This is a genomic window from Veillonella magna DSM 19857 (assembly GCF_000428745.1).
GTDB classification, from domain to species: domain Bacteria; phylum Bacillota; class Negativicutes; order Veillonellales; family Veillonellaceae; genus Veillonella_A; species Veillonella_A magna.
The window spans coordinates 417,713-443,108 of sequence record NZ_KE386795.1 but is presented as its reverse complement, the minus strand read 5'-3'; the positions used below and the strand labels follow the sequence as shown (position 1 = coordinate 443,108).

26 protein-coding genes and 1 riboswitch are annotated in these 25,396 nt (G+C 43.3%); all 26 genes read left to right on the top strand.

What is annotated here, in order from left to right:
* The first annotated feature begins 74 nt into the window (after positions 1–74).
* The 26 genes from cobU to cas9 all read left to right on the top strand — a co-directional run bounded on the left by cobU (position 75) and on the right by cas9 (position 25,385).
* Positions 75–650, top strand: a complete 576-nt coding sequence (gene cobU, locus G344_RS0108980; protein ID WP_028255913.1) for a bifunctional adenosylcobinamide kinase/adenosylcobinamide-phosphate guanylyltransferase — start codon at positions 75–77, stop codon at positions 648–650.
* Entirely contained in the window at positions 643–2,163 is a 1,521-nt protein-coding gene (locus G344_RS0108975) for a cobyric acid synthase (RefSeq protein ID WP_028255912.1), read from the top strand. The genes cobU and G344_RS0108975 overlap by 8 nt, the downstream gene beginning before the upstream one ends.
* Positions 2,163–3,140: an adenosylcobinamide-phosphate synthase CbiB gene (cbiB, locus tag G344_RS0108970; protein WP_028255911.1), complete on the top strand. Its 978-nt coding sequence runs from the start codon at positions 2,163–2,165 to the stop codon at positions 3,138–3,140. The genes G344_RS0108975 and cbiB overlap by 1 nt, the downstream gene beginning before the upstream one ends.
* The gene (gene cobS, locus G344_RS0108965) at positions 3,137–3,892 is read left to right on the top strand and encodes an adenosylcobinamide-GDP ribazoletransferase (protein WP_028255910.1); all 756 of its coding nucleotides are present in this window, start codon (positions 3,137–3,139) and stop codon (positions 3,890–3,892) included. Before cbiB ends, cobS begins: the two co-directional genes overlap by 4 nt.
* Positions 3,893–3,943: 51 nt before the next feature.
* Complete coding sequence (locus G344_RS0108960) at positions 3,944–4,822, top strand: GHMP family kinase ATP-binding protein (protein ID WP_028255909.1); 879 nt, start codon at positions 3,944–3,946, stop codon at positions 4,820–4,822.
* A 23-nt stretch (positions 4,823–4,845) separates the two neighbouring features.
* Positions 4,846–5,985 (top strand): pyridoxal phosphate-dependent aminotransferase, encoded by a 1,140-nt coding sequence (locus G344_RS11205; RefSeq protein WP_051245893.1) that lies wholly within the window; start codon positions 4,846–4,848, stop codon positions 5,983–5,985.
* Positions 5,948–6,583 carry an alpha-ribazole phosphatase gene (gene cobC, locus G344_RS0108950; protein WP_028255908.1) on the top strand — a complete coding sequence of 212 codons (636 nt, stop codon included), beginning with the start codon at positions 5,948–5,950 and terminating at the stop codon, positions 6,581–6,583. The genes G344_RS11205 and cobC overlap by 38 nt, the downstream gene beginning before the upstream one ends.
* 20 nt (positions 6,584–6,603) lie before the next feature.
* Positions 6,604–7,305 carry a pseudouridine synthase gene (locus G344_RS0108945; RefSeq protein ID WP_028255907.1) on the top strand — a complete coding sequence of 234 codons (702 nt, stop codon included), beginning with the start codon at positions 6,604–6,606 and terminating at the stop codon, positions 7,303–7,305.
* Positions 7,306–7,384: 79 nt separating this feature from the next.
* Positions 7,385–8,455: a M24 family metallopeptidase gene (locus tag G344_RS0108940; RefSeq protein WP_028255906.1), complete on the top strand. Its 1,071-nt coding sequence runs from the start codon at positions 7,385–7,387 to the stop codon at positions 8,453–8,455.
* Between the two features lie 14 nt (positions 8,456–8,469).
* Complete coding sequence (gene efp / locus G344_RS0108935; RefSeq protein WP_028255905.1) at positions 8,470–9,027, top strand: elongation factor P; 558 nt, start codon at positions 8,470–8,472, stop codon at positions 9,025–9,027.
* Between the two features lie 73 nt (positions 9,028–9,100).
* Positions 9,101–9,520, top strand: a complete 420-nt coding sequence (locus tag G344_RS11200) for an Asp23/Gls24 family envelope stress response protein (protein WP_051245892.1) — start codon at positions 9,101–9,103, stop codon at positions 9,518–9,520.
* Complete coding sequence (locus G344_RS11195; RefSeq protein ID WP_051245891.1) at positions 9,498–9,911, top strand: Asp23/Gls24 family envelope stress response protein; 414 nt, start codon at positions 9,498–9,500, stop codon at positions 9,909–9,911. Before G344_RS11200 ends, G344_RS11195 begins: the two co-directional genes overlap by 23 nt.
* Positions 9,895–10,302, top strand: a complete 408-nt coding sequence (gene nusB, locus G344_RS0108920; RefSeq protein WP_028255904.1) for a transcription antitermination factor NusB — start codon at positions 9,895–9,897, stop codon at positions 10,300–10,302. Before G344_RS11195 ends, nusB begins: the two co-directional genes overlap by 17 nt.
* Before the next feature lie 13 nt (positions 10,303–10,315).
* On the top strand, positions 10,316–11,275 hold the full coding sequence (locus G344_RS0108915; protein WP_028255903.1) for a Kae1-like domain-containing protein: 960 nt from the start codon (positions 10,316–10,318) through the stop codon (positions 11,273–11,275).
* A 103-nt stretch (positions 11,276–11,378) separates the two neighbouring features.
* Positions 11,379–12,602 carry an exodeoxyribonuclease VII large subunit gene (xseA, locus tag G344_RS0108910; RefSeq protein ID WP_028255902.1) on the top strand — a complete coding sequence of 408 codons (1,224 nt, stop codon included), beginning with the start codon at positions 11,379–11,381 and terminating at the stop codon, positions 12,600–12,602.
* Positions 12,577–12,777 (top strand): exodeoxyribonuclease VII small subunit, encoded by a 201-nt coding sequence (gene xseB / locus G344_RS0108905; protein WP_028255901.1) that lies wholly within the window; start codon positions 12,577–12,579, stop codon positions 12,775–12,777. Before xseA ends, xseB begins: the two co-directional genes overlap by 26 nt.
* 63 nt (positions 12,778–12,840) lie before the next feature.
* Entirely contained in the window at positions 12,841–13,719 is an 879-nt protein-coding gene (locus G344_RS0108900) for a polyprenyl synthetase family protein (RefSeq protein ID WP_028255900.1), read from the top strand.
* An 11-nt stretch (positions 13,720–13,730) separates the two neighbouring features.
* Complete coding sequence (locus G344_RS0108895; RefSeq protein ID WP_028255899.1) at positions 13,731–14,534, top strand: TlyA family RNA methyltransferase; 804 nt, start codon at positions 13,731–13,733, stop codon at positions 14,532–14,534.
* A gap of 12 nt (positions 14,535–14,546) precedes the next feature.
* Positions 14,547–15,431, top strand: a complete 885-nt coding sequence (locus tag G344_RS0108890; protein ID WP_028255898.1) for an NAD(+)/NADH kinase — start codon at positions 14,547–14,549, stop codon at positions 15,429–15,431.
* Entirely contained in the window at positions 15,428–16,003 is a 576-nt protein-coding gene (gene mnmM / locus G344_RS0108885) for a tRNA 5-(aminomethyl)-2-thiouridylate-methyltransferase MnmM (RefSeq protein ID WP_028255897.1), read from the top strand. Before G344_RS0108890 ends, mnmM begins: the two co-directional genes overlap by 4 nt.
* A gap of 2 nt (positions 16,004–16,005) precedes the next feature.
* Positions 16,006–16,461, top strand: coding sequence for an arginine repressor (argR, locus tag G344_RS0108880; RefSeq protein ID WP_028255896.1), 456 nt, complete (start codon positions 16,006–16,008; stop codon positions 16,459–16,461).
* A 3-nt stretch (positions 16,462–16,464) separates the two neighbouring features.
* Positions 16,465–18,159 (top strand): DNA repair protein RecN, encoded by a 1,695-nt coding sequence (gene recN / locus G344_RS11190; protein ID WP_051245890.1) that lies wholly within the window; start codon positions 16,465–16,467, stop codon positions 18,157–18,159.
* A gap of 243 nt (positions 18,160–18,402) precedes the next feature.
* Positions 18,403–18,573: riboswitch (Lysine riboswitch) on the top strand.
* 95 nt (positions 18,574–18,668) lie between these two features.
* Complete coding sequence (gene dapB, locus G344_RS0108870) at positions 18,669–19,466, top strand: 4-hydroxy-tetrahydrodipicolinate reductase (RefSeq protein WP_028255895.1); 798 nt, start codon at positions 18,669–18,671, stop codon at positions 19,464–19,466.
* A 255-nt stretch (positions 19,467–19,721) separates the two neighbouring features.
* A complete protein-coding gene (locus G344_RS0108865; protein ID WP_028255894.1) occupies positions 19,722–20,753 on the top strand; it encodes an aspartate-semialdehyde dehydrogenase in 1,032 nt (343 codons plus the stop codon).
* Positions 20,754–20,782: 29 nt separating this feature from the next.
* Positions 20,783–21,661, top strand: a complete 879-nt coding sequence (dapA, locus tag G344_RS0108860; protein WP_028255893.1) for a 4-hydroxy-tetrahydrodipicolinate synthase — start codon at positions 20,783–20,785, stop codon at positions 21,659–21,661.
* A 529-nt stretch (positions 21,662–22,190) separates the two neighbouring features.
* A complete protein-coding gene (cas9, locus tag G344_RS0108855; protein WP_028255892.1) occupies positions 22,191–25,385 on the top strand; it encodes a type II CRISPR RNA-guided endonuclease Cas9 in 3,195 nt (1,064 codons plus the stop codon).
* Positions 25,386–25,396 lie beyond the last annotated feature (11 nt).

Here is a 25,396-nt window from a genome sequence, read left to right as displayed (position 1 = left end):
TAGGTTTATAATAGTACGTGCATGTATTATAATACTCAAAATGAGTAAGCTTGTACAGACGATAGGTAGATTTTATGAGTAAGATTATTTTATGTACTGGCGGGGCACGCAGTGGCAAAAGTGAATTTGCAGAGCGTTTGATTACCGCCAAAAAAGGAAACTATGTATATGTAGCTACCGGTCAAGCCTTTGATGATGAAATGCGCGACCGCATCGCTCGACATCGAAAGCGCCGTGGTACGCAATGGAAAACCTTTGAAGTACCGACGGATTTACCGGCAGTTTGGTCAAAGATACTACACAGCGGCGAACGCATTCTTGTCGATTGTCTTACGATGTATTGCACCAATGCCATGTTGGCGGCCGGTGATTTAGAAACACAGGAAGACTATAATCGATTGGAAGCACAGGTACTGCAGGATATAAAACAAGTATTGACTGCCACAAGGACCGTCAACGATTGTACGGTGGTATTTGTTACTAATGAATTAGGATTGGGTGTAGTCCCGGAAAATCGATTGGCACGACTGTTTCGCGATTTGGCAGGCAAGGTAAATCAAACCGTGGCCGAAGAAGCAGATCATGTGTATATGACTCTCAGTGGTATCAGCATAGATATAAAAGCGTTGGAGGTAGATGTAAATGGCTAAGAAGCTCATGTTTCAGGGCACTAGTTCAAATGTAGGAAAAAGTATTTTAACAACGGCGCTATGTCGTATTTTTTATCGTCGCGGTTTAAAGACGGTTCCTTTTAAGGCACAGAACATGGCTTTAAATTCCTATGTCACTAAATGGGGCGATGAAATCGGTCGTGCGCAGGTGGCACAGGCAGAAGCTGCCGGTATAGATCCTATTGTACAGATGAATCCCGTACTTTTAAAACCTACGGGGAATCAATCGTCGCAGGTGGTGCTTATGGGGAAACCGGTAGGTGTATACAGCGCCAAGGAATATCATACACACTACTCGCTGACGGCGTTGGATAAGGTCAAAGAGAGTTTGGCCTTCCTTGATGACAATTACGATATGATTGTTATTGAAGGGGCAGGCAGTCCGGCCGAAGTAAATTTGAAGGCGAATGATATTGTCAATATGCGGGTGGCTAAAATGGCAAATGCACCGGTTATGCTCATCGCTGACATCGACCGCGGCGGGGCCATTGCTTCCGTAGTGGGGACGTTGGAATTGCTGGAACCGGATGAACGGGCGTTGGTAAAAGGAATTGTAATTAATAAATTCCGTGGTGATGTAACCTTGTTGCAGCCGGCATTGGATTTTATTGAAGAAAAGACCGGTGTTAAAGTGGTTGGTGTTATTCCGGCAATTAATCGATTGGATATTGATGAAGAGGATTCGGTTGCTCTGGAATATAAGCACACGGCAACGAATCGGGATATACAGATTGCTGTTATTCAAACGCCGAAGATTTCCAATTTTACCGATTTTGATGCATTGGCCTATGAACCGGATGTAGCCGTACGTTTCGTTAAACCGGGAGAGCCTATCGGTACACCTGATTTGGTGGTTCTCCCCGGATCTAAAAATACAATCGCTGATTTAACCTATCTGTATGAACAGGGCTATGCAGACGAGATTAAAGCATTGGCCGCTAGCGGCGTACCGGTACTGGGCGTATGCGGCGGTAACCAGATGTTGGGAACCGTGATTTACGATCCGGAACATATGGAAGGCGATGTGGATGAAATGAAAGGTCTCGGTTTGTTGCCAACGGCTACGACAATGAAGGGGACAAAGACAACACATCAAGTAGAATTCGATGCAAAAGAATTGATGTTCCTCGGCGAACCTTACAGCGGTACGGGTCTTAGAGGCTATGAAATTCATATGGGGGATACGGTTCCTACCGGTGAAGCGACGCGTTGTTTTAACATTAAGACGAGAAGCGAACAGCCGGTGGATGTTATCGACGGTTTTATTACGACGGACGGCAATGTGATGGGCACATATATTCACGGTATTCTTGACAATGACGGCTTGCGTCGCCATATTATCAATGGGTTGCGCAAACGAAAAGGTTTGGAACTATTACCGGAAGTATTCCATTACTTTGAACATAAAAATGCCTCCTACGATCGCCTGGCAGATATTGTAGAAAAGCATCTTGATATGGACTACATTGATAGAATTGTGGGGCTGAAGTAATGGAGTGGTTTACAATTAATGCCTACTATTTTATTCCTTTGTGGGCATTCTTGTTGGATTGTCTTGTCGGCGATCCTCGGTCCTCGTGGCATCCCGTTGTTCTTATCGGACGCGTTATTAGTTTTTACGAGAAGCTGTTATACCATGCAGAAGATTCGCCGGAGCGTAAATTACTGTGCGGAGGGGCTACAGTTATACTTACGCTGATTACGGTAACAGGCGTCGCCCTTTTGCTGCTAATGTTGGCCGGCTCTATTCATTTCTGGGTTGCCTATGTATTGGAAATACTCATTGTGTACATTACCATTAGCCCTCGTTCATTGGCGGAGGCCGGTGCCGAGTTGGCCGGTTTGTTGGCACGTAAACAATTAGCTAAAGCACGTCAGCGTGTAGGCTGGATAGTGGGGCGCGATACGACGGAACTTGACGAAAGTGAGATTACGCGAGCTACTATCGAGACGATTGCGGAAAATACCGTGGATGGTATTGTATCTCCACTGTTGTTTTTCGGGTTCTTCGGCCCTTTGGGAGCCTTATTCTATCGGACGGCTAACACGATGGACTCTATGCTGGGATACAAGAATGAAAGATATTTGTATTTTGGTAGAGCTGCTGCACGATTCGATGATGTAGTTAACTTTATTCCGGCGCGGATTACTTTATTTTTATACTTGGTCGCTGCATTGATTACGGGACATGATGCGAAAAATGCGTGGCGTATTGCTAAGCGTGATGCAGCCAAGCATCCAAGCCCTAACGGCGGCTACGCAGAAGCACCGGTGGCCGGAGCACTTCATATACGTTTAGGTGGTTTTAATAAATATGGTGATACCATGACATTCCGCGCATATATGGGAGATGCGGATATTCCCATGCGCGGTATTCACATTAAGAAGACAATCGGCATGATGTATATTTGCACGATATTGGCCGTGATTACGGCTACGATAATTTCAAGAGTAGTGGTGATGATATGAATGCATTTTTTATAGGCCTTCAATTTTTGACGCGTCTAAAATTAGTAAATCAAACGGAATGGACTATGGAAAGCTTTGGCCGCAGCGTACTGTTTTTTCCTTGGGTTGGCGCCGTTATCGGTGGCTGCATGGCTTTGGTATATATGCTGTTGGGGGGCTGTCTGGATCCGTCATTGATGGCATTGCTGTTGGTTGTATTTGAGTTTTTGTTTACCGGTGGTCTTCATGCGGACGGATTTATGGATACCTGTGATGGTTTGTTTTCTGGAAGGGATCGAGAACGTAAACTGGAGATTATGAAAGATAGTCGTGTCGGATCCAACGGTGTGGTCGGCTTTGTGTTCCTGACAGCTTTAAAATGGCAGCTATTAACGCATATTCCGGCGGAAAGTATGATACCGGTATTGCTTTGTATGCCTATACTCAGCCGTTATTCTTTGGTACTCAGCATTCGTCTGTTCCGCTATGCCCGGCCGGAAGGAATGGGAAAGGCCTTTGCCGTATATTCACCATCATACACATTGTTGGTGGCAACGATATTTGCATTGCTACCAACATTTCTCTTTACGTGGGATTATGTCTTGTTTCTAGGATTGACGATAGGTATAAATCTTATTTTAAATGCATATATTTCTAAGCATTTAGGCGGTGTTACCGGTGATACCTACGGTTTTGTTGTAGAATCAACGGAAATTATATTACTCTTTATCGCTGTAGTATTAATAGCTGTTGGTGGACCCTTCGCATCGTAGTAAGGCGATTAAGAGTAAATGATGTATAGTAATAAATAGGAGGAAAGAGGTATGGCCTATTTTGTGCGTGCCCCCGGAACCTGTGGTGAATTTATTCAAGGTTCTATCGATGGACACCCTTTTTTGGTGACCTGCCCGATTAATCGGTATTCGTATGCTATCAGTAAGGTAGCACAGCCGTTCCCCCATATGTTTTGTTCGTTACAACCAAAAGCGGCATTGGCTCGAAAGAGGGTTCTCGATTTGCTTCGTGTTCCCGTTGTTTCGGGCCATTCCGTATATACACGATCTGAAATTCCCCAGGGAAAAGGAATGGCTTCCAGCAGTGCCGATATTGGTGCTACGGCTATGGCAACCGGGTTAGCACATGGACATCGGTTGACATTAGATGAGCTTGCGACGATTTGCTTATCAATCGAACCCAGTGATGCTTCCTTTTATCCGGGGATTGTTCAGTTTGACTATATTCACGGTACGATGGCAAATCCGTTAGGGCATTGTCCGCCGCTGAAAATTATTATTTTTGATGAAGGGGGCAGCGTGGACACATTGACTTTTAATGCCCGCGCTGATTTGCGTACTTTAATTGCCGAAAAAGAAGAGCTTATAAAAGAAGCACTCCATCTCTTTAAAGAGGGAATAGCTATGCACGATATCTCCCTTATCGGACAAGCGGCCACTATCAGTTCGTTTGCCAATCAGCGTATTTTACCTAAGCAAAGCTTATACACTTTACATGAAATCGGCGATCAATTCCATAGTGTAGGTACGATTATTGCACATAGCGGAACTATTATCGGACTGCTGTTTCCCATTGATTTCAGCGGTGAAGAGGCATGCATTGCCGAAGTGAAAGCAACCGTACCTCATGTGCGTTACTTGGATACCGTAGAGACGACAAATGAAGGTATTACATTTATGAAACGTTAAACATGGCTTTTGAGGAGGCAAGGATGGAAAGAAAAAACATACACGGCGGTAATATTTATAAATTTGCTGCGGCCAAGGGTATTGTACCGTCGTCCGTTGTTGACTTCAGTGCCAATATCAATCCGTTGGGAATGAGTGCTGTTGCCAAAGAAGCATTGCTCGCAGGGGTTGATGGTTGTATTCACTATCCCGATCCGGGCGAGGAATCATTGCGCCGTGTGGCTGCCAACGTATTTGGTGTGTCGGCGGATATGATTTATTTCGGTAACGGTGCAGCAGAGCTTTTATATGCGCTGACACGACTTCATACTTTGCGGAAAGCTTATGTGCCGGAACCCGGTTTTTCGGAATACCGTGAAGCCGCCGGTACAGCGGGACTGACTGTTGTCGGGTATGCCATGAAAAAAGAAAGCTGCAAGCAAGGCTATCGATTTACGCCGGACTACGAGTACCTGGAAAAACAACTGACGGAAGAAAGGGAGCCGGTGATTGTATTTTTAGGTAACCCAAACAATCCGGACGGAAGCTTGGTACAACCGGAAGAAGTACTACGCTTAGCAAAAGCAGCGACTAAGACAAACAGCTTGATTATGGTGGATGAGTCATTTATAGAATTTACCGATAGTAGCACATCTATGCGATCGTATATTACTACGCAGCCGCAACTGGTGGTATTGCATTCGTTGACAAAATTTTATGCTATACCGGGCTTGCGCTTGGGTATGCTTTTTTATGGCGGCCGGGCACATCGTGATGAGCTGACATCCTATATCCCCGCTTGGTCGGTGAATCATTTGGCACAATGTTACGGACAGGCAGCATTACTGGACACACGCTATCAAGAATTATCGCGTACCACAGTAATGACTGAAAAAGAATATTTGCATGATGCATTCAATGCCTTTCCTTTTATTAAAACGAGTCACCCCAGTGTTAACTTCATGCTTTGCCGCTGGCTGCCCACAACACCGCCCATCTATGATATAATAGAGTATCTGGCCGACAAAGCGGTACTTATACGCGATTGTGCTGCGTATGAAGGACTCGGGACGGGATGGTTTCGAGTGGCCGTTAAGGACAGAGATGCTAATAATTTACTCATTCATTATATAAAGGAGTTTGCCTATGAACACAATTTATTTAGTACGACATGGACAGACTGAATGGAATTCGATTGGACGATATCAGGGGAATACGGACATCCCTTTGAGTGAAGTAGGCATTGCCCAGGCAAAGGCATGTGCTGAAGCAATGGCTGATATTCATATAGACCGTATTATTTGCAGTGATTTGTCACGGGCAAAGGTAACAGCGGAAGCGATTCTTGGCAATCGGGACATCCCGTTTACCGTCGATGCACGATTACGTGAAATCAACTTCGGCCATTGGGAAGGATTGACTTACGATGAAATTCAGGCACGCTGGCCGGAAGCGGTACACACCATGTATTGCAGTCCGGAAAAAGTTAAAATTTCCGGGGGAGAATCCTTCTTTGAAGTTCAGCATCGTGCATGGAGTGCTTTAGAGGATGAAATGGAAAAGGCCACCGACGGAGAGACTATTCTCGTCGTAGCTCACGGCGGTACGAACAGAACACTTATCTGTAAAATGTTAAATCTATCGCTTCACTATGCATGGAATCTAAGCCAGGGCAATACTTCGATTAGTCGCGTTGATTTTTACGGTTTAACAGAAAATGACCACAATACGCTAAGCCTGCTAAATGATACGAAGCATTTGGCAAATGTTACAATCGGGTAAAATGTAGAGGTACAAGAAATATGCGAATTGATAAGTGGTTGGCTAATAAGGGACGGGGAAGTCGTAAAGAAGTGCATCGCCTGTTAAAACAAGGCGTGGTTACGGTGAATAATGTCGTAGTCACTGCTAAAGAAACGGCGATTGATCCCGAGAAGGATTGTGTGGCCGTCAATGGTGAGCCTGTTTCTTCGCAGACAATATATTACGTTAAATTGCACAAGCCCGCCGGTTACATCACGGCTGTAAAGGATTCGCGACCGACAGTGATGGATATTCTGCCGCAAGAATACGCATCTATGGGGGTTGTTCCTGTTGGACGTCTTGATAAGGATACGGAAGGGCTGTTGCTTCTTACCAATGATGGTCAGTGGGGACATAAAGTAATTAACGGACGCAAGTCGGTTCCCAAAGTGTATGCCTTTACATATGAAGGGATACTCAGTGAGGAAGGACTCCATAGAATTAGGACAGGAATCACATTGGGGGACGGTACGATATGTAAGCCTGCAGAGATTACGTTGCTGGATGACAATAGGGGACGCATCACAGTGGAAGAAGGAAAATATCATCAAGTGAAGCGGATGATAGGCGCTGCTGGAGGGACGATTACCTATCTCAAACGCTTATCGGTAGGAACGATTACGTTGTCAGGTATTGAAGAAGTCGGCCAATACGACTTTCTTACGGAAGAAGAGATAAGCCAGTTCAATATCAGTCTGTAAATTCATACACTATTTTATGTAGTCAAATGTATAAAATTGTGGTATTATAAAGTGAATTTATGACTAAAAGGAGTTTGACATGAATGGATTGACACGCTTGCAAGCGTTTTTGCGCAGCAATGCCTATGACGGTGTGTTACTCCTAAGTCCGACAAATTTAAACTATTTTGCCGGTTTTAGCGGAACCACGGCAGTTGCGTTTGTAACGCCTGTACAGGCATATATATTCACGGATAGTCGTTATACGGAACAAGCAAAAGAGCAATGTGAAGGATATACGGTTATTCAATATAGCACCACCGTATGGGACAGCCTACGGCAGGTAGTTGATGAAGAAGGTATTTCGCTGAAGACATGCGTCTTTGAAGGTGACTACGTTCCGGTTGATACATATACGGCGATAGCAGGAAAGCTAGATGGTACAAGCTTTGCATCTGCCAAGCTTGCTGCACTGCGTGCGGTAAAGAGGGAAGATGAATTGGGACTCATGCGGCGCGCCGCAGAAATTGCCGATGAAGCCTTTGCTGTATTGCTGACACAATTACGTCCGGGTATGACGGAAAACGAAGCCCGTATTATTTTAGAAAAGGAAATGCTGGTTCGCGGTTCATCGGAACCATCCTTTGCAACGATTGTTGCTTCGGGAAAGCGTTCCTGTATGCCCCACGGCGTGGCATCGGATAAGGTTATCGAAGAAGGTGACTTTGTTACCTTTGATTTCGGTGCTGTATATAAGGGATATCACTCGGATATTACTAGAACCATTGTAATGGGAAACGCATCCGATCTTCAAAAGAAGTTATATGATATTGTTCTGACCGCTCAGAAGAAAGGTGTTGCCGCCGTAAAGCCGGGACTGACAGGCAAGGCATTGGATGCCATTTGCCGGGATAGTATTGCTGAAGCCGGGTACGGTTCCTATTTTGAGCACGGCACCGGTCATGGTGTAGGTTTAGATATTCACGAACAACCGGTGGCGTCACCGCGTTCGGATTCAGTATTGGAACCGGGGATGGTTGTTACGATTGAACCTGGCGTATATATTCCAGGTGAAATCGGTCTTCGCATAGAAGATAGTGTTATCGTTACCAACGAGGGCTGTGAGATTCTCACAAAGACCCCGAAGGAATTAATAGAACTAGATGTTTAAACGGAGGGATTTAAATGATTTCCAGTAATGATTTTCGTCCAGGTGTGACTATCGAACTCGATGGTAACGTATGGCAGGTAGTTGACTTCCAACACGTTAAACCGGGTAAAGGGGCAGCCTTTGTTCGTTGTAAATTGAAGAACCTGCAGACCGGTGCTGTAGTAGAACGTACCTTCAATGCCGGTGAAAAAGTGCCGAAGGCACATGTGGATCGTCGTCGCATGCAGTACCTCTATGAAGCAGATGGTGCTTATACGTTCATGGATAACGAAACCTACGATCAGATTGAATTGAACGAAGAACAGTTAGGCGACGCTAAAAACTTCTTGCTCGAAAACATGGAAGCTACAATTATGTTCTTCCAAGGCATCGTTATCGGTATCGACTTGCCGGTAGCAGTAGAACTTCGTGTTGTTGAAACCGACCCGGGTATCCGTGGCGATACGGCTACAGGCGGTAACAAACCGGCTAAACTCGAAACAGGCTACGTTGTAAAAGTTCCGCTCTTTATTGAAGTGGATGATGTGCTTCGTATTGACACCAGAACCGGCCAGTACATCGAACGTGCATAATCGTAATATAAAAAGCATTTGTCTCCGGTACTTCGCCTAGGACAAATGCTTTTTTCTATCTGGAGGACGCGTTATGGCAGAAGAAAAAAAAGAGTTTTTCGAAGGATTGACTAAAATCAGTGAAGATATTTACAGTGCCTTGGCAGCTATAAAAGCAAAAGAGGTACGTGGTATTGCAGGCATGAGCAGTACTATCGGTGATGGTATTGCTAGCTTAGTAGGTATCAAAAACGATGATGAAGGCGTTCATATCGAGCTTTCCGACGAAGGACGTCTGACGGTAGATTTGTATGTTATCGTACACTATGGTTATCGCATTCCGGATTTAGCGTTGCGATTGCAGGAACATGTAAAATCCGGTATTGAGGAAGATACGGAAACACCGGTAGACGGAGTCAACGTATTTATTCAAGGAATTATCTTTGAAGATGAAGTCGTAACTGCTACAGGTGGTGCGAAGGAGGTACATCATGGAGAAGGAAGCAACGAATGAAAGCAATCGTGTAGAAATATCCGATGCGGTGATTTTAGACATTGCTTGGCGTGCTATTGCGGGAACACCGGGATTTCATTCTATGAGCAGTCGTTTTTATGATGGTGTTATGGATGAGTTATCCAAAAATTTCGGTCAAAAACGTATTGCCGGAATGAATGTAAAACATAAAAAAGAATGTCTGGAGATCAATATTTATATCAATGTTTGGTACGGCACCAAAATGGGGGATATGGCTCGTGAATTACGCAGTACCATACGCGAACAAATGAAGCTTATGCTCGATTTGGACAATGTACGAGTTGATGTACATTTTGAAAATATTTACGTACAAGGTGAAGAGAAAGTGGTTGACGCAGATAAGGAGTCTCTCGATGAAACAGAAGAATAATCGCCATCAGGCGCGTTTATATGCATTTCAAAATTTATATGCTTTGGAATTTCATGAAGGCGCAACCAGAATTCAGTTTCCTGAAGGCGAAGTTGAAGAAAATTTAGACAAGAACTATGCACAGACATTGATTGAAGGAGTGCGATCTTCATTGGCGGATATTGATGCCGTGATTCAGGCACATTCGGCAAAACGCAAGGTAGAACGATTAGCCGGTGTGGACAGAAATATTTTGCGCATGGCGATTTGGGAAATGACAATGTCCGACGAAAAGCTGGCACCGGGTATTGTTATTAACGAGGCGGTAACACTGGCCAAAGAATATGCCGGTGAAAATACGTATAAATTTATCCATGCCGTTCTTGATGCTGTAGCAAAGGAACAGCGATAGGAGGCATAGGACAATGGAAAAAGAGAAAGCCTATTTTCTCGGCATTGATACCAGTTGCTATACTACGTCTTGTGCTGTCGTTGATGAAGAGGGAACTATTGTCAGCGAATCTAGGCGTTTATTATCGGTCAAACCGGGGGCGCGGGGATTACAGCAATCAAACATGGTATTTCAGCATACCCGTGCGCTTCCCGAACTTATAGAGAGTTTAACAATTCCCGGTCCTGTTGCGGCTGTCGGGGTCAGTGCGTTTCCGCGTCGTGAAGAAGGATCTTACATGCCGGCATTTCTTGTCGGTTACGGACAGGGGCGCACGCTGAGTACGCTGCTGTCTTGTCCGCTATACACGTTCTCACATCAGGAAAATCATATGCTGGCAGCTTTGCGTTTAGATGGTGAGATAGGAGATGAACCTTTTTACGGATTACATGTATCCGGCGGCACAACAGAACTTATATATTGTATACCGCAGTCTGACGGGACGATGGAAACTACATTGTGTGGCGGTACCATGGATTTACACGGCGGTCAATTCGTCGATCGCGTAGGTGTGGCATTGGGCTTGTCCTTTCCGGCAGGTCCGGCATTGGAGCGCTTGGCAGAGACCGCAGACAGTGAAGAACGACTACCGGTAGCTGTCAAAGAAGGTCGCATCAGTTTTGGCGGCCCTTGCAGTGAAGCTATGAGACGCATTGAGCGTGGTGTAAATTCGGCGGTATTGGCGAAAGGCATTTTTACATGTATAGGACAGTCCTTGGCTAAGATGCTGGAATATCACTGGCAACAAAAACCGGCGAATCGACTTATCGCCGTTGGCGGTGTTATGTCTAATGCTTACCTGCGATCGGTTATAGAAGACACCTGTAAGAGACATAAGGTTATGCTTCGTCTGGCGGAGGCAAAGTATAGCTCCGATAATGCAACGGGTGTGGCCTTTGGGGCTTCTTTGTGTTATAAGCTCGCACGCAGCTGATGCCACCACAAACAAATGATGTTTTAGCAAATAAAATAATAAGAAATGTAGCATAGTAGGATGCAGAGAGGCGAATGATTAACCGTGTAGCTAGGAGGTGCCTATGGACGTCTTTACAATCAGTCGTTTAAATCAATGTATTAAGCGGACATTGGAACGAGAATTTATTTTGAAAAATTGTTTCGTAGCCGGAACGATTTCAAATTTGAAACGTCACAGTGCGGGGCATTATTACTTTACTCTAAAAGATGAAGAGGCAGCCATTGATGTTGCTTTATGGTCGAGTACGGCGCAGCGTAAGGGTCTGGTAGGAAAATTGGAAAACGGACTGCTGGTAACAATGCGAGCGGCCGTAAACTTTTACGAAAAAACGGGACGCCTCAGCCTTATATGTAATGATTTGCAGGTAGGTACCAAGAGTCCGTATCAAATGGCATTTGAAGAATTGAAGCGCGAGCTTGAATCCTTGGGATATTTTGCGGAAGAACATAAAAAGCCATTGCCTCGACTGGCTTCTTGTATCGGCATTGTTACGTCCCAATCGGGAGCAGTATTACACGATATTTTACACGTCGCTAAACAACGTAATCCATTGGTGCGCTTTAAATTGTATGCTGTTCCCGTACAAGGCGAATCCGCCGGAGCCGTCATTGCCAAAGGTGTGAGCAAGGCCGATGCCGATCCAGACGTAGATTTGATTATTGTTGGTCGCGGTGGTGGCTCTATGGAAGACCTGTGGTGCTTTAATGATAGATTGGTAGTGGAATCGGTCTATGCATGTCATACACCGATTATATCGGCGGTAGGACATGAAACCGACTATACACTGTGCGATTTTGCTGCCGATGTACGCGGTGCTACACCCAGTCATGCAGCGGAAATGGCGGTCTATCCTCTTGCATCATTACAAAATGAGGTAGCTGCCGTAGCCGAATTTTTACACACCCGTATGACGGAAGAAGTGGAGTCGCGACGACAGCAGCTGTTTGCTCTTTTTAATCGCAAGTTAGGGGTACCGGCATTAACGTTGATCCATCGAGAGCAATCCCGTCTTGATGGTTATACACATCAACTTCATACAAGTGTTAAGCGAGGTGTGGACGGAGCGCGTAACCGATTAATAATAATAGCGCAGCGGCTGGAAGCCAACAATCCGTTAGCACCTCTTTTAAAAGGATACGCCAAAGCCGAAGCCAAGGGAGTTCCGGTTACATCAATTTCGCAGGTGGCCGGCGGAGATACATTAACGGTACATGTATCCGACGGCACGATTACGACAATAGTCAAGGAGGTCAAAGCTAATGGCAGCTTCATTGAAAAGTTATGAAAAAAAATACGCCGCTTTGGAAGCGATTGTCAAAGAGTTGGATGAAAACGAGTTGACGGTAAATGAATTGTTAACGCATTACAAGAAAGGTCTTACCCTTGTAAAAGAATGTTCTGATATGCTGGCATCGGTAGAAGAAGAGATCCAACAGATTATAGAAGAAGTTCGCATATAATGTGCATAATTTTACAAAATAGTGTAAAATGGTACTAGGTATTAGATGATAAGTGAGGATGCCATGATTAAAAACTATTTACACGATAATAAAGTATGGGTAGATACGTATTTGGCAGATGTCTTGGAAGACAGTTTGCCGGAGTATCAAACTCTTTACGACGCAATGCGTTACAGCTTACTGCTCGGTGGTAAACGCATACGTCCGATTTTAACAAAGGCGGTTATGGAAGCCTTGGGGGTATCGGCCGATGCGTATAAAAATGTAGTTTGTGCCATTGAGCTGGTGCATACCTATTCATTAATACATGATGATTTACCGGCGATGGATGATGATGATTATCGTCGCGGTCAGTTGACGAATCATAAAAAATTCGGTGAAGCCATGGCAATTTTAGCCGGTGACGGATTGTTGACGGAAGCTTTTAGTTTAATCGGACGACCATCGGCAGCCGATGCATCTCAACAAATGGCCTGTATCAAAGTCTTAGCTGATGCAGCAGGACCGGCCGGTATGGTAGGCGGTCAGGCGATGGACATATCTTCCGAGGGAAAGGCATTACCCTTGGAAGAATTACAGGTGTTACATCGCGGTAAAACAGGGGCACTTTTTTCGGCAGCCGTTACCATCGGATTGTTGTTGAGTCGTGCCGATGAAGCAACGACAAAGGCTTTTCAGACGTATGCCGATTACTTGGGATTGCTGTTCCAAATTACCGACGATATTCTCGATGTGGTAGGTACCATTGAAGAGCTTGGTAAAACGCCGGGCAGTGATGAACGTTTGGATAAGTCTACCTATACATCTTTGTTGGGCCTGGACGGTGCACGTGCGAAAGCCCAAGAAACAGCCGAAGCGGCTAAGGCCGCTTTGATAGGTACAAAAGCAGATACCACCGTGCTAACAGCGTTGGTAGATTATTTGATAAGTCGAACAAATTAGTAGGCGGAGTTATGAGTACGAAAGAACGATTGGATGTTCTCTTGGTAAATCGAGGACTTTTTGAAAGCCGTGAGAAAGCAAAAACGGCAATTATGGCAGGTCAGATTTTTATCGGTACCGTGTGCGTCGATAAGGCGGGAACGAAGGTTGCCATTGATGCAGACATACATGTAAAAGGAAATACACTTCCCTATGTCAGTCGGGGCGGCTTGAAATTGGAAAAAGCATTGTCCATGTATCCCATTGATTTAACGGAGGCGGTTATGGTAGATATCGGCGCTTCTACGGGAGGCTTTACGGATTGTGCTTTGCAAAACGGAGCGAAGAAGGTATTCGCTATCGATGTAGGCTATAATCAATTGGCTTGGAAGCTCCGTCAAGATTCGCGGGTCATCAATATGGAGAAGCAAAATATCCGAACCGTGACACCGGAGCAACTGGGTGAGCTAAGTGATTTTATTTCTATCGACGTTGCTTTTATTTCCTTAGATAAGGTTTTACCGGTAGCCGTTACGTTGCTCAAGGACAGTGGATCCTTGGTGGCACTTATTAAACCTCAGTTTGAGGCAGGACGCGAAAAGGTTGGTAAAGGCGGTATCGTAAGAGACGAAGCAGTACATAAAGAAGTGCTTGACCGCATTTTACATGTTGCCGAAGATGCGGGCTTATATTTACACGGCCTTACCTATTCGCCTATCAAGGGTACGGAAGGGAACATAGAGTTTTTAGGATTTTTTACAAAACAAGCGGCGAACGCGATAGCGATTACGTCGGAGCTTCTTGATAATGTAGTGGAGGAAGCTCATACATTATAGGTGGTGAATGGAATGCGTGTAGGCTTTTTCCCAAATATGGGAAAAGAAAATATAAGGGATGTAATGAAACGTACAGCGCAGATATGTCGCAATAATGGTATGGACGTTGTATTGCCGGCAGACTTACGTCATTATGATGTGCCGAATCTGTTGGATGTACCGGATAAATTTGTCATGCCCAGACCGGAAGTATTCAAGCACTTGGATATGGCTTTTAGCTTTGGCGGAGATGGTACGATTATTCATTTGGCCCGACAGATTCATACATATGATGTACCGGTATGCGGTATCAATCTCGGCGAGTTGGGCTTTTTGAATCAAATTGAATTAGACAATTTGGATGATCGAATCGAACGTATCGCTAAAGGAGATATTCGCATAGAAAATCGTGTGCATTTAGCTGCGGAAATACATGGTGCCGATGGGAACGTTAAAAAATTAACGCCTATTATCAATGAAGTGGTAGTTACACGGTCTGAGCCGGGAAAAATGGCACGTGTCAATCTCGCCATCAACGGTGGTCATACGCAGATGTATCCGGCAGACGGGATTATCGTGGCTTGCTCTACAGGTTCTACCGGTTATAATTTGTCGGCCGGCGGGCCTATTATGGCGCCGGATAATCATTCGATTATCGTAACGCCTATAGCGCCTCATTTATTACAAGGTGTATCGTTGGTGCTGAAGGAAAGTGCTAAAATAGATTTGACCATGCCGAAGCGACAGGCATCGTTACATATTTGTATTGACGGCACCTTTGACTACGATTTTACTAATGAAGAATCGCTGCATATCGAAGCCAGTCCTATGTATTGTCGCTATGTCCGCTTCCATGACCAGAAATTTTTTGCTACTTTGTTCCGCAAATTGTCGGCGCGAAGGAATGAGTTATTATGATAAATCTGAATCACGCTGTACAATTTCAGCACAATTTATGGCAGGATGCGCTGGCCAAGGCCCACTGTATAGTGGATGCCACCGTGGGGAATGGTCATGACTTCCTATATTTGGCCAATCATTGCGCACCACATGCAGCTTTATTCGGCTTTGATATACAGCTGGCTGCTATTAAAGCGACGCAGGAGCGAATGAAAGAATGCAGCCGAAGAGATATTAGCTGGCAATTAAGTCTGGGAGATCATGCGGATTTTCTCGGACCGGACACGCCATTGGATTATCCCATTGACTTAGCCGTATTTAATCTGGGTTATTTACCAAGTGGTGATCACTCATTAATGACCAAAGCAGACACAACGATTCGCGCCTTGCAAGGAGCATTATCGCATTTGACTCCGCAGGGGATGATTACCGTTGTAGCCTATCCGGGAACGCCAGAAGGTGCAGCAGAAGAAGCAGCCGTGTTGGAGTATATTACCGGTCTACCGCAACGATATTATGATGTTAGTACATGGCGGCCGTTGAATCAACGCAATCAGCCGCCTACGCTTTATATACTTAGAGGACGATAACTATGAAACGATACAGATATAATAAAATCAAAGAAATTGTACAGTCCCGTTCTATCGAAACGCAGGAAGAATTAGCTGCGGCACTTTTGGAAGAAGGCATTGAAGTTACGCAAGCAACCGTGTCTCGCGACATTAAAGAGTTAATGTTGATTAAGATTCCTACCGGTGACGGTCATTATCGCTATGCTCTATCGCCGGAGGAAAACGTACTTCTATCGCGCAGCCGCATCAACCGTTTGTTTCAGGACTCCATTACAAAAGTAGACTACAGCTTAAATCAGATTGTTTTGCATACCTTGCCGGGATCGGCACAGTCTGTGGCCTTTGCTATTGATCATGCAAAATGGGATGAAATTATCGGTACCCTCGGTGGCGATGACACGATACTCCTCATTGCACGATCTGAGGCTGATGTACAGGCTGTATTAAAACGTATTTCCGATTTGATGAAGGACTAAACTATGCTGATACAAATGGGCATTCGGAATTTTGCTCTTATTGAGCATATGAATCTTCAATTTCATAAGGGGATTACTATTTTTACCGGTGAAACAGGTGCCGGTAAATCAATTCTAATGGATGCGTTCAGTATTCTTTTAGGCGAACGTGCCAGCAATGAATTTATCCGTCACGGAAAAGACGCCTTTGTTATTGAAGGCGTCTTTGACATAACCGATGACTCTAAGTTGCAGGCATTATTGGAAAGTAAAAATATCGTTGTAGAAGATAATCAACTGATTCTGTCACGCTCCTTTAATCGGCAAGGAAAATCGACAATTTTAGCTAACGATCAAGCGATTCCCTTAAAAGCATTGCGTGAAATCGGGGAACAGCTGGCGGATATTCACGGACAATACAACAATCAATTATTGCTTAACCCGGATATTCATCATGAATACTTAGACTTTTATACGGCAGAATCGAAAACAGCGTATTATACCTATCGTGATGCCTACAATGCATATCGTGAAGCCAAGCGTAAATTGGACAGCTTGGCCGAAGCCGAAGCGGAACGGGCCCGTGAACTGGATATGTTGCGTTTTCAAATCGACGAGATTGAAGAAGCACGGCTTACGCCGGGAGAGGACGTAGCTATTAGCGCAGAGTTAAAGCGGTTGGACAGCTTTGAACATGTAGACAAAGTACTCGGTGCCTGCTATGATGCGTTCTATACACAGCGTAACCCTATTTTGGATACGGTGAACACCATAAAAACGGAAGTGCATGATTTACTGCGCTACGATGAGGGTATAAAGGATATTTCCGAATTGGTAGATTCCGCGTATTTTCAATTGGAAGAAGCGGCACAATCCTTAGATAGATATCGTGATGCCATTTCTTACGATGAAGAACGGTATGTGTACTGTCAGGAACGGGATTCGCTGATTTACGGTTTGAAACGAAAATACGGTGAAAGTATTGAAGCTGTTTTAGCATACGAAGAAAAGGCGCAGGCTCGCTTGGAAGCCTTAGAAAAGGAAACCTATGCGCAAGCAGATATAGAAGCGGACGTAAAAGCAAAAGAAGAAGCGGCTATACAGGCGCTTCAACGTTTACGGATCATACGGGAAACAAATCGCCGTATAATCGCAGACGCCTTGCAACAGCGCTTGCAGTCATTGGGTATGGCCAAGGCACGCATCGGATTTGCCATTGAAGAGGCGGACGGTTTGACACCGTTGGGAGCCAAGCATATTGAATTGCTCTTTACAGCCAATACGGGTGAGAAGCCGTTACCCCTTCATAAAGTTGCGTCCGGCGGCGAGCTGTCGCGTATTGCCTTAGCTTTTTCCGCCGTATTTAATCAGGAATCGCAGAAGACACTGGTGTTTGATGAAATTGACGTAGGTATCAGCGGCGATGTTGCTCTGCAAGTGGCGGCACAAATACAGCAACTCAGCACGAGTACACAAGTATTCTGTATTACCCATTTGCCGCAAACGGCCAGCATTGCACAGCATCATTATCATTTGGCCAAGCATGAAGAGGCAGGGCGAACAATTTCAACTATCCGGCAGTTGTCCGAAGAAGAACATATCCGTCAAATTGCGGGCATGATGTCGGGTAACAGTTTTTCTCATACGGCAGTGGAAACAGCGAAGGAGCTCATTGCTCATTTCGGCAATCCCTATATGTCTACGGAGGAATCGGTGTGATTGAGGGATAGGTAGGTCTGTGTAATTAAAGAATGAGCATCTTAGCATAGGCCTAAAAGGGCATGTCAGCGCAATCATAGAATGGACCAGTCGGTGCAATCGAATCATAGGCATATCAGTGTAATTGAAGTATAGACAGGGAGGATAATTTTGTTTTCCCTGTTGACGATATGCCGGATACAAGGTATACTAATACCATCAAATTGATATGTTTACGAATAGCGGTAAACAACAAATCGAATATGCGGAGATAGAGGTGCGAATGTCAAGAGTATGTACAGGGAGTGTGGTAGACGTTGATCTGTACAAAAAGGGGCTTTTGCCGAAGGTCGGGTGTACCGAGCATCCGATTCTGGTCATGCATTTAAGAGATGTATGACTGTCATCACTTTGTGATGGAGTGCTAGCTCATCGTATGAATTGTGCAACGGTTCTGATAATCGTACATGCATGGAACATATAAGATCAGTGGTTAGCATCCGCTGGTCTTTTTTTTAGGAGGAATTGACATGACAAAAGTTATGGTATGCGGTGCATCGGGCAAAATGGGCCGCGAAGTAGTAAAAGCGGTTCATAATGATACAGCGTTGACACTTATCGGCGGTATCGATCCTAAACAAGCCGGTGAAGACTTAGGCATAGTGGCCGGTATCGGTGCTTTGAATCTGCCGGTGTACGCTTCATTGGAAAATGCATTAGTAAAAGATAAACCGGATGTAATTGTCGATTTCACATCGCCGGCGGTTATCTTTGAAAATGCTAAAACCGTATTGAGTGCAGGTGTTCACATGGTGATTGGTACGACGGGCTTAACCGAAGAACAGCGCAATGAATTAGCGGCTATCGGTAAAGAACACCATGCCAACTGCTTAGTAGCACCGAATTTCTCCTTAGGCGCGGTGATGATGATGAAGGTGTCGGCCGAATTGGCTCCGTACTTCCCTAATGTGGAGATTATCGAGCTTCATCACAATCATAAATACGATGCTCCGTCCGGAACGTCAATTTTAACGGCTAAATTGATTAATGAAGCCAAAGCATCGGCCGGTGCCATAGCCGATGAAGACTTAACGCGGGAAAGCTTGCCCGGTGCGCGCGGTGCTAAGGTGGACGATGTTACTATTCACAGTGTTCGTTTACCGGGATATGTTGCCCATCAACAGGTATTGTTTGGCGGCTATGATGAAACCTTAACAATTCGTCACGACTCCTTAAGTCGTTTGTCCTTCATGCCCGGCGTTGTCCTCGCATGTAAGAAGATTGCTTCTAAACCGGGACTTACTTACGGATTGGAACATTACCTATAATAAATTGTGTATCTGCTAGCGTACTAGATTATTTATCTGCTTTGGATATTACAGTATGGTATTTTGAATTAAGCGTTACTGATGTAATTTAACATATAATAGTACAAACTAATTTTGAATAAAGAAGAGAGGGTGCTACGATAGAGAGCGTAGCCATGAATACACGACGATATGACGATAGTCGAAGCTGTAAAACTATGGGGAGCAGCAGGTTATTGCCAATCGTCAATGATAAGAGAGAAACGAGGAACACACATGAGAAAACCAAATGTTGCTATTTTAGGTGCTACCGGTGCGGTGGGTCAAGAAATTATTACTTTGATCGAAGAACGTAATTTTCCTTTTGAAAGCTTGAAGCTGTTAGCATCGGCTCGTTCTGCCGGTACGGAGCTTACCGTATGCGGCAAGACCTATGTGGTAGAAGAAGCAAAACCGGAATCCTTCGAAGGCGTAGACATTGCTTTGTTTGCTGGTGGTTCGATTTCCAAAACCTTAGCACCGGAAGCGGTAAAACGCGGTGCTATTGTCATCGATAACTCCAGCACCTTCCGTATGGACCCGGATGTGCCATTGGTTGTACCGGAGGTTAACCCGGAAGATATCGACAAGCACAAAGGCATTATTGCCAATCCGAACTGTTCCACAATCATCATGGCGTTAGGACTAAAACCATTACATGACTTATCCCGCATCAAACGCATTGTGGTAAGTACGTATCAGGCCGTATCCGGTGCCGGCAAAGAAGGTATTGATGAATTGACCAATCAGACAAAGGCGCATTTGGCCGGTGAAGAAATGGAAGCCCATATTCTTCCCAGTGCATCCTTGGCGAAACACTATCCTATCGCCTTTAACGTAATCCCGCAGATTGATGTTTTCCTTGATAACGACTACACTAAGGAAGAAATGAAGATGGTTAACGAAACACAGAAAATTCTTCATGATGATTCCATTCAAATCGTGCCGACGACTATCCGTATCCCTGTATACCGTTCGCATTCCGAATCGGTATTGGTAGAAACAGAAGAACCGGTAAGCGTAGATGCCTTCCGCGCAGCCTGCGATGCGTTCCCGGGACTCGTTGTACGGGATAATCCGGCAGAACAGGTATACCCGATGCCGCTGTACACATCCGGACAAAACGATTGTGAAATTGGTCGTATTCGCAAGGACTTATATAACGAACGAGGCATGAACTTCTGGATTGTGGGGGACCAGATTCGCAAAGGGGCGGCACTGAACGCATTGCAGATTGCCGAATACTTAATTGAAAAACAATCCTTTTAATACACCTTACCTATGAAGGGGGACTTTACATGAAAACATTAGGTCGTGTTTTGACAGCTATGATTACACCGTTTCATGCAGACGGCTCCGTTGATTTTGACGGCGCGGTAGCATTGGCTAATTATTTACTGGACAACGGTTCCGACGGCATTGTCGTTTGCGGTACTACCGGTGAAAGCCCGACAATTGCTAATGAAGATAAATTAACATTATTCCGTCGCATTGTCGATGCATGCGGTGATAAAGGGAGCATTATTGCTAACACAGGCTCTAACGATACGCTGCGCTCCGTAGAATTTACAAAGCAAGCGGCAGCTACCGGCGTAGACGCAGTGATGGCGGTTGTACCGTATTATAACAAACCTAATCAAAAGGGCTTGTATGCACATTTTAAAGCCATTGCCGAAGCTACAACCTTGCCTATTATCGTGTATAATGTGCCGGGACGAACCGGCGGTAAGATTATACCGGCTACGATCGAACAGTTGCACCGTGACTTCCCGAATATCGCTGCCGTAAAAGAAGCGTCCGGTGATGTAAACGTTGCTTCTGAAATTTATCGCCGTATCCCAACGGATTTTATGATTTACAGTGGTGACGATGGATTGACCTTGCCAATTCTGGCCGTTGGCGGTTGCGGGATTATTTCCGTGGCAGCTCATGTAGTAGGTAAGGACTTGAATGAAATGATTCAAGCCTTTGAACGCGGCGAAGTGATGAAGGCTCGTGAAATTCATGCACGCCTGTTGCCGATATTCGATGCTATGTTTGTAACTACAAACCCGATTCCCGTAAAATATGCGGTGCGTAGGCTGGGCTTACCGGCGGGGCCGTTCCATCTGCCGATGTGCGAACCGTCCGAAGAAGAAGCCGCTGTTATCGACGCAGCGTTAAAAATGATAAAATAAAAGATAAAAGAAGGGCTCCTATATCTCAGTGGTCAGGTCTGGCGAATGACGCGCTTACGATATAGGAGCCTTTCTTTTTTACGTGGGAGGAAAATGATTGTGGGCGTAATAACTCGGGGAAGACTGCTATCCTAGAAGCAATAGTAATGACTAGTGGAACAGTATATAGTTAGAAGTGGTGTTTACATATTTCAGCGTTCGGGATTTACAAATGCTGTTCTTAATTCTTATTATTGGTATATCAAAAATTTATTGACTTTTGGTAAAGATTAAGATAGTATGCGATTAAAGGATCTACTAAAATAAGACAATATGTCGAGAACACACATTATGTGGAATAGGATTGTTAGTGAATGGTCGTATAGGGATAAATACTTCTTAAGATTTAGAATGTAGTCAAGAATAAATAGATTTTCTAAATTTATAGGAGGTATTGTTTTAGTAACCTTTGTTTTATATTTATAGCGGTATGTATGGTAGTTGTAATATATTATTTATAATACCTCCTATATATGAAAGGGTGAGAGCGATGAAATACATTTTAGGATTGGATATTGGTATTACTTCCGTGGGGTATGGAATTATTAATGAGCAGTATGAAGTAATCACCAGCGGTGTACGCCTCTTCAGTGAGGGGACAGCTGCTGAGAATGTGATACGAAGAACAAGCAGAGGAATTCGGAGGCGTATTCGCCGCAGACGGCATCGTCTAGACAGAATGAAGCAGTTACTTTGTACAATATTAAATATAGGTACTATACATTTTGAAACAGATATTTATAATATACGAAAAAAAGGTTTATATGAACGTTTGTCGCCCTCTGAATTGGCAGCAGCAATTTTGCACTTGACAAAACGAAGAGGAATTCATTATCTAACCGCAGAAGATTTAGAGGAAAATAATACTAGTGGACAAACAACCAAAGATATTGTTGATGGTAATACAAAACAATTGAAGGATAAATATGTTTGCGAAGTACAATTGGAAAGATTAGCAGCAGGACAATCGGTACGTGGTATTGAAAATAAATATTTAGATGTATCGTATAAAAAAGAATTAGAAGCGTTATTGGATAAACAAAGCAATTTTTATCCGGAGCTTGAAGCTAATCGTGATATATTGATTTCAATATATGAATCAAGACGAGATTATGAGGAAGGACCGGGGGGAGAAAATAGTCCTACTCCATATGGGCGCTATCGTTATGATAAAGAAGGAAAAATTCAAACTGTTAATCTTATAGATTTAATGCGAGGACACTGTACGTATTATCCGGAAGAACTTCGTATTGCAAAAAATTCATATACAGCATGTTTGTTTAACTTGCTTAACGATTTGAATAATTTAAAGATAGATGGAAGCAGAAAATTAACCTATGAAGAGAAAAAAGAGTTAATTGATACAATAGTAAATAGGGGGAAAAATATAAATCTAACGCAGATTGCAAAAATATGTAACGTTGTAAAAGATACGATAAGTGGGTATAGAGTAGATAAAAATGATAAACCTCTATTTACAAAATTTGAAGGCTATCAAGAGTTGTATAATATTTGTAAAACTCTTGGCTGTATAAATATAATAGAGGGAAATAGAAATCTGGTTGATACTATTTCAGATGTGTTGACAAAAGTAAAAGATTTGGATGAAAGAGAACATCAATTGATTGTAATGGGACTAGAGAAATCTATTGCGCATGCTTTGGCCGGTGCAAAAAAATTTAAAGAATATCATTCCTTGTCGAAGAAAGCTATGGAAGTAATTCTTAATGACTTGTGGCGAACGGATAAAAATCAGATGGTATTATTTTTAGAAAGAGGTCTATCTCCCCGGCAAGAATTAGATGTTACTTCTAACGAAATCAAGTTTTCCATGGAAAATTGGATTGTCTCACCGGTTACAAAACGATCGGTGAACGAAGCGATAAAAGTGATTAATGCCTTACGAAAATGGTTAAAAAAGAAAGAGGGACAAAGTGCAGAGTTTTCTGACATAGTTATAGAATTAGCACGCGAAAAAAATAGTGCTGATGCTGCCAACAGGGAAAAAAGGAACCAAAAAAATCAGGAGGATAAGAAGAAAAAGCTTGCCAACTTAGCACCATCACGCCATTTAACTAAGAAACAGATGGATATGTTGCTACTCTTAGACGAACAAGATAGAAAGTGTGCGTACTCGCTAAGGCCGATAGATATACAGGATGTGTTTACTGAAGGAATGCTAGAAATTGACCATGTTATTCCTCGAGCGAAATCACTGTGTGATGCAATGTATAACAAAGTTGTAGTCTATAGTAGTGAAAATCAAAATAAGGGGAAACGGACGCCGTTTCAATACTTCTGTTCAGGAAAAGCAACCATCAACTACGATACATTCAAAGAATGGGTAATAGGAAATAATAGATTTTCAAAGCGGAAAAAGGCTTGTTTGTTATATGAACAAGATCCTGATAAGGATTTAGAGGGATTTATTAATCGAAATCTGGTTGATACAAGGTATGCATCTAGGAAAATAATGAATGTGTTACAATATTTCTTTAAATGCCATGGGTTCCCCACAAAAGTAAAGTCAATAAATGGAGCGATGACATTTGCTTTTCGTAATCAAGCGAGATTATCTAAAGATCGCTTAAATACCTATGCTCATCATGCACAAGATGCCCTAATAGTTGCTGGATTTGCTAATACGAATATTGTGAAAAAATTAGATCGATTCTTACCTCAGGCACGTGTAATCAATGAAAACGGTATTGAGGAATATGTTGACGTATCTACAGGAGAAGCATTGTCAGATAATGATTTTTATAGTCCCGAGTATATTCAGTTTATAAAATATATATCTAATATTACTGCTCTTAGACCTAAGTACTCTCATAAGGTAGACAGAAAACCGAATCGGCAGTTGTATGATGCTAATATAAAAAGTACACGGGTAGTTCAAGATGAAAAGGAAGAAAATACATTTTATATTACGAAGTATAGTAATATTTATGACAACGGCCCGGGTAATAATGGAAGTAAGCTTAAAGCCATGATTCTCAATTCCCCGGAAAAATTGTTAATGTACCGATATGATAAAAAAACCTTTGATAAGTTTTTAGAGGTTGTAGATTATTTTAAAGATGAGTCTAATCCTTTTTATGCATATTATAAGGAATATGGGGAGAAATTAAGAAAATATGCTAAGAAGGATAATGGTCCTGTTATTAATGATGTAAAATTCTTAGATAAAAAACTGGTGTCACACCGTGTTAATGGTAAACAACAAGGGAAAAATAAATCGGTATATTTAAAAATAAAATCTTGGAGAGCAGATATATATAAATCCGGGGAAAAGTATAAGTTAATTAATGTTACCTATGATATGCTCATACCAACACATGGTAAGTTAGAAACCACATACACAATTAATAAGGATATGTATGAAAGGGCATTGATAGCTAAAAATTTAAAAGAGGAAGATTTTTGTTTTTCAATCTATAGTGGGGAGAAACTTTCGTTTACAAAAAATGGGGAAGAGCAGACATGGATATTCAGTTGTGTTAATCGCGATAGTACCAATAGGATAGAAGTAAAATATGTAGATAAACCATCACCGGGAAACACACAAAAATATCGGATGATTGCAATTGGGGCAGTAAGTAATTTTAAAAAATATACAACAGATGTTTTAGGAAATGATTATCCTGTTTCTAAGGAGTACATTAAATATACTGTAAAAATATAGGGAGTGAATAA

Excerpts from the sequence above, each read along its gene's own strand:
- cobU (WP_028255913.1), top strand. The coding sequence starts at position 75 with ATGAGTAAGATTATTTTATGTACTGGCGGGGCACGCAGTGGCAAAAGT.
- G344_RS0108975 (WP_028255912.1), top strand. The coding sequence starts at position 643 with ATGGCTAAGAAGCTCATGTTTCAGGGCACTAGTTCAAATGTAGGAAAA.
- cbiB (WP_028255911.1), top strand. The coding sequence starts at position 2,163 with ATGGAGTGGTTTACAATTAATGCCTACTATTTTATTCCTTTGTGGGCA.
- cobS (WP_028255910.1), top strand. The coding sequence starts at position 3,137 with ATGAATGCATTTTTTATAGGCCTTCAATTTTTGACGCGTCTAAAATTA.
- G344_RS0108960 (WP_028255909.1), top strand. The coding sequence starts at position 3,944 with ATGGCCTATTTTGTGCGTGCCCCCGGAACCTGTGGTGAATTTATTCAA.
- G344_RS11205 (WP_051245893.1), top strand. The coding sequence starts at position 4,846 with ATGGAAAGAAAAAACATACACGGCGGTAATATTTATAAATTTGCTGCG.
- cobC (WP_028255908.1), top strand. The coding sequence starts at position 5,948 with ATGAACACAATTTATTTAGTACGACATGGACAGACTGAATGGAATTCG.
- G344_RS0108945 (WP_028255907.1), top strand. The coding sequence starts at position 6,604 with ATGCGAATTGATAAGTGGTTGGCTAATAAGGGACGGGGAAGTCGTAAA.
- G344_RS0108940 (WP_028255906.1), top strand. The coding sequence starts at position 7,385 with ATGAATGGATTGACACGCTTGCAAGCGTTTTTGCGCAGCAATGCCTAT.
- efp (WP_028255905.1), top strand. The coding sequence starts at position 8,470 with ATGATTTCCAGTAATGATTTTCGTCCAGGTGTGACTATCGAACTCGAT.
- G344_RS11200 (WP_051245892.1), top strand. The coding sequence starts at position 9,101 with ATGGCAGAAGAAAAAAAAGAGTTTTTCGAAGGATTGACTAAAATCAGT.
- G344_RS11195 (WP_051245891.1), top strand. The coding sequence starts at position 9,498 with ATGGAGAAGGAAGCAACGAATGAAAGCAATCGTGTAGAAATATCCGAT.
- nusB (WP_028255904.1), top strand. The coding sequence starts at position 9,895 with ATGAAACAGAAGAATAATCGCCATCAGGCGCGTTTATATGCATTTCAA.
- G344_RS0108915 (WP_028255903.1), top strand. The coding sequence starts at position 10,316 with ATGGAAAAAGAGAAAGCCTATTTTCTCGGCATTGATACCAGTTGCTAT.
- xseA (WP_028255902.1), top strand. The coding sequence starts at position 11,379 with ATGGACGTCTTTACAATCAGTCGTTTAAATCAATGTATTAAGCGGACA.
- xseB (WP_028255901.1), top strand. The coding sequence starts at position 12,577 with ATGGCAGCTTCATTGAAAAGTTATGAAAAAAAATACGCCGCTTTGGAA.
- G344_RS0108900 (WP_028255900.1), top strand. The coding sequence starts at position 12,841 with ATGATTAAAAACTATTTACACGATAATAAAGTATGGGTAGATACGTAT.
- G344_RS0108895 (WP_028255899.1), top strand. The coding sequence starts at position 13,731 with ATGAGTACGAAAGAACGATTGGATGTTCTCTTGGTAAATCGAGGACTT.
- G344_RS0108890 (WP_028255898.1), top strand. The coding sequence starts at position 14,547 with ATGCGTGTAGGCTTTTTCCCAAATATGGGAAAAGAAAATATAAGGGAT.
- mnmM (WP_028255897.1), top strand. The coding sequence starts at position 15,428 with ATGATAAATCTGAATCACGCTGTACAATTTCAGCACAATTTATGGCAG.
- argR (WP_028255896.1), top strand. The coding sequence starts at position 16,006 with ATGAAACGATACAGATATAATAAAATCAAAGAAATTGTACAGTCCCGT.
- recN (WP_051245890.1), top strand. The coding sequence starts at position 16,465 with ATGCTGATACAAATGGGCATTCGGAATTTTGCTCTTATTGAGCATATG.
- dapB (WP_028255895.1), top strand. The coding sequence starts at position 18,669 with ATGACAAAAGTTATGGTATGCGGTGCATCGGGCAAAATGGGCCGCGAA.
- G344_RS0108865 (WP_028255894.1), top strand. The coding sequence starts at position 19,722 with ATGAGAAAACCAAATGTTGCTATTTTAGGTGCTACCGGTGCGGTGGGT.
- dapA (WP_028255893.1), top strand. The coding sequence starts at position 20,783 with ATGAAAACATTAGGTCGTGTTTTGACAGCTATGATTACACCGTTTCAT.
- cas9 (WP_028255892.1), top strand. The coding sequence starts at position 22,191 with ATGAAATACATTTTAGGATTGGATATTGGTATTACTTCCGTGGGGTAT.